The organism is Primorskyibacter sedentarius (assembly GCF_004342065.1).
GTDB classification, from domain to species: domain Bacteria; phylum Pseudomonadota; class Alphaproteobacteria; order Rhodobacterales; family Rhodobacteraceae; genus Primorskyibacter; species Primorskyibacter sedentarius.
The window spans coordinates 1-11,855 of the sequence record NZ_SLZU01000029.1; the positions used below are offsets into that span (position 1 = coordinate 1).

Sequence of the window (11,855 nt, forward strand, 5' to 3'; positions counted from 1 at the left end):
TTTTCCCGTGCGGGTCGTCAGCCCTGGTGGCTACTATCTCGTGACGCCTTGGGACAAGATAGACTTGCCCCGGGTGCAGTTGTTTCGTGATTGGGTGATGGGTCAGATCTGATCGGATGTGCAACATGAATCTGTCACTTTTAGTGTCACTCCAGGTGCTCGTTTAGCCAAACTGTCGCGCGACTGACATCATGCAAAGCGAGTGCATAGCCGCGATGTAGCTCCTGTGTGCCGAAATCGGCGACATGGCGGGCGAAGGCATTCGAGTGCCGGATCAACCCAATCACATGAGCCAGAACCTTACATTGCTAACGCCGCTCTTTGACCCAAAACTCTGGCACCGGACGCCAGTTGGGTTAAAATCGCACTTCTACTGACCTTCAAACCACCGCGCAAACTCAGTTTGCTCTGCTCCCGTCATAGAGAGTTGGTGCTTTGTACGCCTCCATAACACATCCTGTGCCGTCTGTGCCCACTCGTGTCGGCGAAGGTAATTTGCTTCGGCCTCATAAAGGGCGCCCCCGAAATGCCGACCCAGGTCATCTACCGATTTTGCCGCGCCGATCAGGCGCCGCATCCGGGTACCATAGAGCCGTGCATAGTGGAGCAGCAGCGGACGCGGAAGCCAAGGGAAGTCGCCCTTGACCTGATTGACGAACATCTCGAAATCTGCGGCCTCCATATCTCCGCCGGGTAAAGGGGCGTTGGCCGTCCAACTGGCCTTAAAGTCTGGAAACGTTTTTTCCAGACGGTGAAGCGCCCTTGTCGCCAATTCGCGGAATGTCGTGATCTTGCCACCAAAGATGTTGAGCAGCGGCACGCCTTCCGTCTCATCCAGATCAAGGACATAGTCCCGCGTCACCGCAGATGGATTGCCTTTCCCATCGTCAAAAAGCGCCCGCACCCCGGAATAGGCCGCCAGGACGTCATTGCGCGAAAGCTGTTCCTTGAAATACCGGTTTACCGCGTCAATCAGATAGGTGATCTCGGTTTCGTCTGCTTGAACTTGATCGGCCGGACCTTCGTAGGCAATGTCCGTGGTGCCGATCAGGGCCTTGTCATCCTCATAGGGGTTGACGAAAATAACGCGCTTATCGTGGTTCTGTATCAGGTAGGCATGTTCCCCCAACCAGAACTTGGGCACGATGATATGGCTGCCCTTGACCAATCGGACGTTGCGCGGGCTATCTGAGTCGGCGACATTTGATATTACGTCACTGACCCACGGCCCTGCCGCGTTGACAAGAACGCGAGCCTCGAATTCCCGAACCTCGCCGGTGACAGTGTTCCGGGTGATAACGCACCATTTCCCGTTCTCGCGCCGCGCCTGGATACAGGGGGTCCGGGTCAGGATGGTCGCACCGCGCTCGGCGGCATCCAAAGCGTTCAGAACCACAAGCCGCGCATCATCAACCCAGCAGTCGGAATACTCGAAGCCCTTGCGATACTCTTGCCGGATCGCATGACCTTCGGGCGCCCTGCGCATGTCCAGCGTGCGGGTGCCGGGCAGCCGTTCTCGACCGCCCAGATGATCATAGAGAAACAGCCCCACCCGCACGAGCCATGCCGGACGATCCTGTTTAGAATGTGGCAGGACGAAGCGCATGGGCCAGATGATATGGGGCGCATTGCGCAATAGAACTTCGCGTTCAATCAAGGCCTTTCGGACCAACGAAAACTCGAAATACTCAAGATACCGCAGGCCCCCATGCACCAACTTGCCCGATCGCGAGGAAGTGCCTTCGGCCAGATCATCCTTTTCGCAAAGCGCGACGCTCAGTCCCCTCCCCGCCGCATCCCGGGCGATACCCACGCCATTGATACCGCCGCCGATCACGAATAGATCGACCTTTCGCGTTTCGGTCATGTCAAGAAGTCCCGTCTCGAATGTTCTCGAAAACCCTGACCGCAGACCTCGAAAATCCACCGCCGGGTAAGCTGCGAGCCAAAGTTACTCTTGTTCCTGTAGCCCATAGCCCCCAAAGGCGTCATGCGTTTCGGCGATGTCCTGTTCGCTCAGAAGAACCGGGCCGCCGATGGCCAGTGACAGGTAATATTGTTGGGCAATTGCCTCCAGTTCAACCGCGCGCCAAAGCGCCTTGCGCAAATTCTCCCCCAGCGCCAGCGCGCCGTGATTGGCCATCAAGCAGGCCGTCCGATCCGTCATCGCTTCCTTGACCAGCGTGGAGAGTTCTTCGGACCCGAAACGTGCGTAGCCAGCGCAGCGCACATCATCCCCCCCGAAGGCGGCGATCATGTAATGGCAGCGTGGAATTGTTTTGCGGGCAATGGCCAACGCGGTGCAATAGGTCGGGTGACCGTGGACGACCGCATTAATATCAGGACGCGACTGCAACATATCGAGATGAAAACGCCATTCCGTCGACGGCTTCAGCGGGCCGGCCCATGTGCCATCATTGCGGTCCAGCGGCATCTCAACAATCATCTCCGGCGTCAGGTCTTCGTAGGGCGTAGCCGAAGGCGATATCAGCATATTCTCGCCGCAGCGGACGGACACGTTGCCCGATGTCCCCTGTGTCAGCCCCAATTTCGCAAGGCTTTGGCAGGCATCGATCAGTGATTGGCGGAGGGTGGTTTCAATATCTTTCATGGGTCTTTCTCAGCAGGGGTTCAGGGGAGGTTCGCCGTCAAGCCAGCGGCGCACTTCATCAGCCGCCTTGCTTGCAGCGACCCGCACAGTACGGAGTGAAGCCCCCGCGATGTGGGGAGTCAGGGTGACGTTTGGCAGGGTCAAGAGCGGTGAATCTTCGGGGACGGGTTCAATTGGAAAAGTCTCGAGCATCGCTCCGCGAAGGTGCCCGCTTTGTAACGCCGCAATCAGCGCGTCGTAATCTACCAACGGGCCGCGCGCAGTGTTGATCAGTGTGCTGCCCGGTTTCATCGCCGCAAAGGCGTCGGCGTTCATCATGCCCTTTGTTTCCTCGGTCACACGAGGATGCAGCGACACGATGTCGGCCTCGCTCAGAAGCCTCTCGAATGACACCATCTCGACACCGGCATGCAGATCTTCGGCAGTCAATTGCACGTAGGGGTCCGACACCTTGATCCGGCATCCGAAGGCGCGCAGTAAAGACACCACGCGTTTGCCGATCTGGCCATACCCGATAACCCCCACTGTCATATCGCACAGCTCATCCCCCGTGACGTCCGCGCGGTAGAGATCGGTTCGATACTCGCCAGCACGCAGAGCCTCGTGGCCACGAGCAAGATTCCGCAACTCGGCAATGATGCCGCCAATGGTAAACTCCGCCACTGCGCTGGCATTTCGGCCGGGCGTGTTTACCACAGTGATGCCCCTCGCCCGCGCGGCATTCATGTCAATGTTGATTGGCCCTCCACGACTGACAGCCACCAGCTTCAGATCGGGCAGTACCTCCATCATTTTCGCGGATAGCGGCGCGTGATGCAGTACCGCAATTTTTGCAGCACCGATGTGGGCAACAACCTCTTCGGGATCTCCTTGGAATTCCTGAATGCCTTCGATGCGCGAGCCACCATATCCTTGTTCAAGGGGCGCATCGGGCCATTCATAGTCCATCCGGCGTACAGAAACCTTGTCGCCGCACACAGCGAGGATGTGCTCCTCGAAGGTCTTCGACAACATGAACCTGTCACCGATGATCGCAATTTCCGTCGTCATGAGAGTTCTTCCTTTGACTTCGCCTGACAATGCCAAATTGGTTGCAAGGCCTTTCGTCCAACCTGAAAGGCCGGAAACATTCTGTCGTAGAGTTCGGTCAGATCTTCATCGGGCGGGATGGCATCGCACAGATGTGGCGTGACCCAAGTGTCGTTCGCTTCGTCCAGCGAAAGAAAGACCCCCGATTGCACTGCGGCAATCATGGCCGCACCCGCCGCGCCGGTTTCCTCTTGCGCAACTGCTCGGACCGGCCTGTTCAGGGCCGAGGCCAGAATTTGTACCAGTTGGGGTGACCGAGCCGCCCCGCCCGCAACCCGGATTTCAGCTGGAATCTCACCCATGGCCGCGTAACAATCGCGCGCAGCCATGGCCAAGCCTTCGTAAACGCCGCGCACCAACTCTGCCCAGCCAATATTGCGGTCCAACCCAGTAAGACTTGCGCGGGCCAAGGGCTCGGAAAACGGTCCGCGCTCGCCGGTCGTCGCGATATAAGGGTGATAGGTTGCAGCCCCCGGACGCGCATTGGCCACTAATTCGTCAAAGCCGGCAAGAATATCGGATTGGGCCCGCGCCTGTCCTGCCGTTGACAGAACGTCACGGGCAATCCCTGCGATCCAGTCTATGTTGATCGCTGCCGCCATATTTGTCTGAACTTGCGCAAAGGCGCCTTGGGCCAGCGCCACGGTGTATCCGGTCTTGTCCGGGTTCAACACGATCTCGTCGAGATCGGCAGCAAAGCGTGTATGCACACCGGTCGATCCAAGGATCGACAGCCCCGGCCGTTTTTTCGGGTCGCAGAGACCCGAGGCAATCCCCGAGGTCGCGATATCCATGTATCCAAGGCAAATCGGCAAACCCTCGGGCAAGCCAGTCTCTGAAGCCGCGCAATTGCTGAGCTTATGTGCGGCCCTGCTACCATCGACGATTGGTGGCAGCATGCTCCGCAACCCATCAAGATCGAGCGCAGCGATCACATCGTCGCTGTAGGTACGCGTTTGTATGTCACCGAAGTTCAAAACCGCTTCGCTCACATCGGCAACGGCTTCGCCGGTCAGACAGTAGTACAACCATTCCTTGCAATGCAAAGCATGCGCCGCGGCACCAATCTTTTCAGGAGCGGACTTCCTCAGCCAAGGCAATTGTGCCCGCATCTGACAAAGGTTCACGCCTGTTGCGGTTGCGCGATAGATGGTGTCATGCCTGTCGGATCGGGTGATGTCGTTTGCTTCATGGACAGCGCGCGAATCCAGCCACAGCATGGCATCACCCACCGGTTTGCCATCGGCATCGATCAACCAGGTTCCGTCCCCCTGGCCCGTGACGCCCATAGCGAGCGCCCGGCTGGCCAGATCCGGGATCGTTTCGGACAACTGGTACAGCATCTGGGCAGCAAGCTGCCAAGTTTGCGCCATGTCCTGGACAGCAGCCCCCTCCGGCGTGCTTCGGTACCGATTGCGGACACCCGCCACACCCAGTTGTCGACCGTTCAAATCAAAAGCCACGGCCTTGATCACTGAGGTACCCGCATCCAGACCAATCAGAATATCCTTGCTCATGAGGTACCGCCTTGCTGTTCTCGTCCGGCTTCCTGCAACGCGGCGAAACGGCGGTAGCGACGCTCGTGCAACGCGCGGATATCACCGCACGCTGGGACGAACACCTTTTCCAGACTGGACATTTCAGCCATTGCCGTCGCGAGCGTGTCGAAATACCCGGACGCAACCGCGCCGAGCATCGCGCTGCCCAAAAGCACCGGCTCTGCCGACCTCGGTTTAGCCATCGGAATACCTGCCGCGTCGGCCAGCACCTGCTTCACGAGGTCACTTGCCCCCGCGCCACCGCTAACGACGACCGTTTCCGGCACCACGCCGCAGGCGGCTTGCGCCTCGAGGATTTGGCGAACCCCATATCCGATGCCGGTCAGCCCGGCGATGTAGAGCGAGATATGCGATGCCAGGTCACAGCTAAGATCAAGCCCTGCAATGATGGCGCGTGCAGACGGGTCCGACAATGGCGCACGATTGCCGAGGAAGTCGGGAACAACCATCACCTGCCCTGCGAGGCGCCCTGCATCTTCGGGGCGGTCAATCAGGCTTTCTGCTTCAGCAAGCAAGTAGTCAGTAACCGAAAGCCCCTTCTCCTGCGCGGTAGCTTTGGCGACGGGGTAATGGGGGTGCATCCGAACCAGATGCGCGATTGCTTCGCCTGCTGCGGATTGACCTCCCTCGATCAGCCAAAGATCGGGCAGCATTGCCCCGTAATACGGCCCCCAGACACCGGGAACGGTTGATTTGTGGGACGACGATGTCATCGTGCAGGCCGATGTGCCGAAGACATAAGCCATGCGTGCCTCAGCCGCCGCACCTTTTGCCCCGACCGTCCCAACTCCACCTGCGTGGGCATCGATCAAACCGGCGGCCACAGGAATTCCGGGCACCAGCCCCAGGGCCATGGCCGCGTCCTCTGTCAGACCGCTTCCGACTGCGCTCCCCGGAGGGACCACCCTGTCCCCGATCCGGGCGAAATCATCGGCGCAAAGATCACCGAGCCCAATCTCCTCGAAATAACTGGCATCGAAGGTGCGCTCATGCGCGAGATAAGTCCATTTGCAGGTCAGCGTGCAACTTGATCGGGTCAGATCGCCGGTGGCCCGCCATGTCAGGTAATCGGCGAGGTCCATGAATTGACCAGTCACGGCATAGTTTGCGGGCAGGTTTTCTTTCAGCCAGAGCAATTTCGGTGTTTGCATCTCAGGCGAAATGCGACCCCCGACATAGTCAAGCACCCGATGCCCTATCGCATTGATACGCGCAGCCTCCGACACGGCACGCTGATCCATCCAGACGATTATGTTGCGAGCGGGACCGCCCGTTGGGCTAACACTGACCGGATCACCCTCGCCGGACAAAGCAACCAAAGAGCACGTCGCGTCAAAGCCGATACCAACTACATTCCTGGTGGGCACATCGGCCTCTGCCAAGGCCGCCCGAACGGCCTCGCAGACCGCGTCCCAAATATCGTCCGAGGATTGCTCGGCCATAGCGCCTTCACGCCAGATCCGGATTTGGTGTTTGCCGGCGCCCAGAATCCGGCCATCGGGCCCGAACAGCCCCGCCCGCGCGCTCCCAGTGCCGACATCGACACCGAGAAAGACAGCTTGCTTATGGAGAGCCTTTGCCACTACCGACTCACAATTCGACACTGTTGGGCAGGATCACGAGATCGCGGATCGTGACATTTCGCGGTCGCGTCAGCATGAAATGCACGCAATCGGCCACTTCTTTCGGCTGCATCAGGCTGCCATTCGCCAAGGCCTCGTCCATCTTGGCCTTGGGCCAATCGTCCAGAAGCGCCGTCACCACCGGGCCGGGCAAAACCGCACCAACACGGATTCCGTGCGGGGCCATCTGGCGCCGGACCGTGTGGGTAAAGGCCTGCACCGCGTGTTTTGATGCGGTGTAGATCGGCTCCCACATTACCGGAACCACACCGGCAATAGAGCTGGTCATGATTATGTCGCCGGTCTGACGCTCTTTCATATGCGGCAGGACGGCCCGGACGGTGCGAAAGGCCGCGTTGATGTTGAGGTTCAGAACCCGGTCCCATTCATTCGGATTGCCCTCTGAAACGTCACCGCCGACATAGCCCCCGGCATTCGCGTGAAAGACGTCCAGGTAACCCAGTCGGTTGAGGATCTGCGGCATCATCTGATCGACGCTCGCGGGATCCAGCAGGTCGGTGACGATTGGCACGGCGTCATCGCCCAGTTCTGAACACAGCGAGGTCAGCCGGTCCAATGCCCGGTCTACAAGCGCCACGCGCGCCCCGGATTCCAGGCAGGCCCGCGCGCATTCCAGTCCGATGCCGGAGGCTGCGCCCGTAATGGCGATGGTTTTGCCGTTTAGTTTATGTGCCATTGGTGCCTCATGTCAGAAACGTCAGTGGTCAAGCATCGAAGGCGCACGAAAGTGGCCTGACCGGCAGCTGCCGGTGCGGTGGCAACCCCTCTGCCGCGCGAGAACCGCGCGGCACGGGTCTGTAGAAATCAGTCTTGGGACTCGTAATCGTTAGGCCCGGCGATATCTTCGCCCAAGGTGATACGGACGCGGTCGATCTCGCCTGTAAATGCAAACCCCTGCTTGCCTTCATAGACCGGGCTCACGGGCGAACTCGCGTCGCGGCCAAGACTGAAGCCCTCCCAATCCATAAAGTATCGATAGGTTTCGGGCAGCGCTGTCTTGGCCACTTCCTGCCCGTTGATGAACAGGCGCCCTTCCCCCCGGCGAATGCCGGTCTTGTCAAACTTGTAAAGGATGTCGATCCAGTCACCGCCCGTCGGCAGGTCGCCTTCGACCCGGTGCATGTTTTGATAATAGTTGTATTCGTGGATGACGCGGCCATCTTTGACGTAGAGCGTGTAACCGCCGCAAAGACCGCCACAGGCAGCAACGACGCCTTGCCCTCCTTCGGGCACGCGCACCCGTGCGGCCAATTCATAAGAGCGGTCCATGGTGAATGGCGCCGCACCGCCGGGAACATTTGTCATACCCGGATAGAAGACAAACTCCTGCTGGATGCGCGGCGATTCTTGACGCGGACGTGACATGGCCCGGCGTTCAGCAAAGCCCCGATCATCCAAAGGCAATACGTCGTAGCGTCCGGCCTCTGCCCACCAAAGCTCGACCAGTTTGCGCAGGCGCTCAGGCTCCTTTTGCGCAAGATCGGTGCTCTCCGAGAAATCCTCGGCCACGTGGTAAAGCTCCCACTGGTCGTCCTCGTAATCGGAATAGCGCTTGTGATAGGCAACCGCTTTCCAGCCGTCATGCCAGATCGCACGGTGGCCGAACATCTCGAAGATCTGCGCGTTTTTGCGGGTCGGAGCATCGGCATCGTCAAACGAATATTTCATGCTCGTGCCATGAATATTCATCTGTGGAATGCCCTTGATCTGGGATGGTGCTTCGACGTCGATGACTTCGAGAACGGTCGGCACGATATCCATGACGTGATGAAACTGGCTCCGGACGCCGGTGTCCTTCAGCCCTTTGGGCCAATGCACGATCAACGGATCCTGCACGCCGCCTGCATGGGTGTTTTGCTTGTAGCGCCGCAGCGGCGTGTTTTCGACCTGCGCCCAGCCAATGGGATAATTGTTCTTGGCATACATGGTGCCGATCTGGTCGATCCGTTCGAGGTTATAGTCAAAGCTCTCCGCATCCATGTTTTCGTAGAAGGTGGTGCTGGTCGATCCGTGGATCTGGCCTTCCTGGCTGGCCCCGTTGTCGGACATTAGGAAGATAATCGTGTTATCCAGCTTGCCCAGCTTTTCAAGATGGTCGAAAACGCGGCCCAACTCCTTGTCGGAATGGTCGAGGAAGGCGGCGTAAGCCTCTTCGAACTTGCAATAGACGCGCTTCTGGTCGTCGGACAGGGTGTTCCAGGGTTCCACACCCTCGTTGCGAGGAACCAGTTTCGTGCCTTCAGGAACAACGCCCATCTCGATCTGACGCTTGAGCCGTCGCTCACGCGCCACGTCCCAGCCTTCGTCGAACCGGCCCTTGTATTTGTCGAGATATTCCTGCGGCGCCTGATGCGGCGAATGCATAGCGCCAAGCGCGTAATACATGAAGAACGGCTTGTTAGGCGCCAGCGACACGTGATCCGTGAGGAACTTGCAGGCATTGTCGGCGAGATCCTCATTCAGCGTGTAGCCTTCCTCGGGGGTGCGGGGCGGTTCGACATGTTGATTGTCGCGCACAAGCGACGGGCGGAACTGATCGGTCAGCGCCTCAAGGAAGCCGTAGAACTTATTGAACCCCCGCCCCAGCGGCCAGTGATCAAAGGGGCCCACCGCCGACAGCTGATCAGCAGGAGCAAGGTGCCATTTGCCCACCGCGTAGGAATTGTATCCCTCAGGTGCCAGCATGTCTGCCAGCGTCCCGGCATTGTGCCGGATCGCGCCACGTTTGCTGGGGAAGCCGCTGTCAGCATTAGCGATGATCGACATACCGACAGCGTGGTGATCCCGCCCCGTCAAAAGGGAAGCACGCGTGGGTGAACATAGAGCCGTCGTGTGGAAATTGTTGTACTGAAGCCCGCCCCGGGCCAGACGGTCAATATTCGGGGTTTCGGCGTCGCCGCCGTAACATCCCAGACTGCCAAATCCCAGATCGTCAAAAAGGACCACGAGGATATTCGGACTGTCTTCCTTTGCAACCTTCACCTCCGGCCACCAGGGGATCGAATCCTTGTATGTCCGGCCGATCTGGCCCTTGAAAACCTCATTCACCGTATCGCTCGTGATACTCATTCTTGATGTCCTTCTTTTGGAGCTTCGCTCTTATTTTCGCAGTGCTTTCGCGGCCATCAGCACGTCTAATGCCACAGGCTGCATGGATTTGAGGTCAGGCACCTCGTCATAGGCGCCCGCCGCGACCAGAACCTCGGCTCCCGCAATCAGCGCGTCGATCGTGGCGCCCGATTCCATGTCGGCAATGGCTTCGTCGAGAGTTTGAAAATCCCTCAGACTGAAAGCATAGGCGGCAGTTTCCTTGTCGCCCTCGATGCCCGTGTCTTCGTAATACTGAAGCGCCAAATCAACCGCCTTGTCCGGATTGGCGCGGATGTATTCGTTTGCACGATACGCGGCGTCGACGAACTTTGCCGCGGCCTCGGGGTCATCGGTCCAGAATCTATTCGTGATGATCCAGGGCGCAATGACCGAGGTACCCGCCACTTCCCCGTCGCACACCACTTCGAACGTGTCCTTGTCATTTACGATGTCGAAATCCGCGCTGGCGGCTGTTGTGCCTGCTCCGACCTCGCCATTACGAAGCGACTGGCGGGTTACCGGTGGATCAAGCGGCACGATTTCAAGATCGCCATGCGCCACGCCGAAATGATCGGCGCAGGCAAACAGAACCTGGCTCCAAGTCGAATTGGGTACCGTGCCGATACGCACCTTGGCCAGCGCCTCGCCGGGGGTCATGCCCTCCATCGCGTCCTTGCGCATAATCAGCTTGATGTTGCGGCTTTCCTTTTGCATCGTGCCAAAGGAAATCAGCTTGAACTTGTCCCAACCCGAGATCGCCGGGGGCCCGCCTGTCCAGCCTGCCTGCCAATCACCCGACACCCCCGAAGCGAGCGCCGTGCCGCCATTGGGAAAATAGGTGGTTTCCACCTCCAGCCCGTTGTCGCCGAAATAGCCAAGGTGATCGGCCAGCCACATAGGGTATCCGGCCTCGTTCGGCTGGCTGTTCAGATGCACCTTGGTGTCTGCCAACGCGCCGCCGGCAGCAAGGGCCACCAGGGCCGCACCTGCAGCGAGGCGTTTGATTAGAGTTAGTGTCATGGTCGTTCTCCTCCGGTTGGGTCGTTTCGATGGCGACTATGCCCGTCAGGCCGCCATGATCTCTTCACGCACGAGCGCCCAGATCTCGCGCCTTGCCTCAATGAATTCGGGATGTTCCGCGGCTTGCTCGATATCGCCCCGCTTCCATGCGACATCGCGTGGCAGCTGGATCTCTTTCTTGATACGGCCCGGACGGCGCGACATGACGATCACCCGGTCGCTTAGGTAAACAGCCTCTTCCACCGAATGGGTGATGAAGAGGACGGTGTAATGCATCTGGTGGCTGAGCCTCTGAACCTCTTCCTGAAGGATCGTCCGGGTCTGGGCATCCAGCGCACCGAAGGGTTCGTCCATCAAAAGGATCTCGGGCTGCATCGCCAGCGCCCGGGCAATCGCAACCCGCTGCTGCATCCCGCCGGACAACTGGCTGGGATAGCTGTCGCGGAACTGGGTCAGCCCCATGATCTCAAGCTGTTGTTGCACCCGGCGCTCCTGTTCGTCGCGCGGCACATTTGTCATCTGAAGGCCAAATTTGATGTTCTGGGCAACGGTCTCGGACGGAAACAGTGCAAATTTCTGGAACACGACGCTGCGCCGGGGGCCGGGCTTCCCGGCAGGTTTGCCATCGATCAGGATTTCGCCATGCGTCGCCTCTTCCAGCCCCGCGCCCACCGTCATCAGGGTGGACTTGCCACAGCCCGATGGACCGACAACACAAACGAATTCGCCTTTTTGAACCGAGACCGAGCAATCATCGACCGCCAGCACACCGGTGCCTTCGGGCCCATACCACTTGGTGATGTTGCGCAGTTCCAGCTTCGGGGTGGCTGAGGGTTCGAGCAT

Annotated in this window: 9 protein-coding genes; all 9 read right to left on the reverse strand. The window is 59.0% G+C overall.

From position 1 onward, the window contains the following. Positions 1-370: 370 nt before the first annotated feature. Positions 371-1,867, reverse strand: coding sequence for a glycerol-3-phosphate dehydrogenase (locus tag EDD52_RS21200; protein ID WP_132248628.1), 1,497 nt, complete (start codon positions 1,865-1,867; stop codon positions 371-373). Positions 1,868-1,951: 84 nt separating this feature from the next. Continuing rightward, positions 1,952-2,611 carry a class II aldolase/adducin family protein gene (locus tag EDD52_RS21205; RefSeq protein ID WP_132248629.1) on the reverse strand — a complete coding sequence of 220 codons (660 nt, stop codon included), beginning with the start codon at positions 2,609-2,611 and terminating at the stop codon, positions 1,952-1,954. Between the two features lie 9 nt (positions 2,612-2,620). Next, entirely contained in the window at positions 2,621-3,661 is a 1,041-nt protein-coding gene (locus tag EDD52_RS21210) for a 2-hydroxyacid dehydrogenase (protein WP_132248630.1), read from the reverse strand. Then, on the reverse strand, positions 3,658-5,217 hold the full coding sequence (locus tag EDD52_RS21215) for an FGGY-family carbohydrate kinase (protein ID WP_132248631.1): 1,560 nt from the start codon (positions 5,215-5,217) through the stop codon (positions 3,658-3,660). Before EDD52_RS21215 ends, EDD52_RS21210 begins: the two co-directional genes overlap by 4 nt. Further along, a complete protein-coding gene (locus EDD52_RS21220) occupies positions 5,214-6,842 on the reverse strand; it encodes an FGGY-family carbohydrate kinase (protein WP_132248632.1) in 1,629 nt (542 codons plus the stop codon). The genes EDD52_RS21215 and EDD52_RS21220 overlap by 4 nt, the downstream gene beginning before the upstream one ends. Positions 6,843-6,849: 7 nt before the next feature. After that, entirely contained in the window at positions 6,850-7,578 is a 729-nt protein-coding gene (locus EDD52_RS21225) for an SDR family oxidoreductase (RefSeq protein ID WP_132248633.1), read from the reverse strand. Between the two features lie 128 nt (positions 7,579-7,706). Beyond that, positions 7,707-9,971, reverse strand: a complete 2,265-nt coding sequence (locus tag EDD52_RS21230; protein ID WP_132248634.1) for an arylsulfatase — start codon at positions 9,969-9,971, stop codon at positions 7,707-7,709. Positions 9,972-10,001: 30 nt separating this feature from the next. Continuing rightward, positions 10,002-11,012 carry an ABC transporter substrate-binding protein gene (locus tag EDD52_RS21235; protein ID WP_132248635.1) on the reverse strand — a complete coding sequence of 337 codons (1,011 nt, stop codon included), beginning with the start codon at positions 11,010-11,012 and terminating at the stop codon, positions 10,002-10,004. A 45-nt stretch (positions 11,013-11,057) separates the two neighbouring features. Further along, entirely contained in the window at positions 11,058-11,855 is a 798-nt protein-coding gene (locus EDD52_RS21240; RefSeq protein ID WP_132248636.1) for an ABC transporter ATP-binding protein, read from the reverse strand.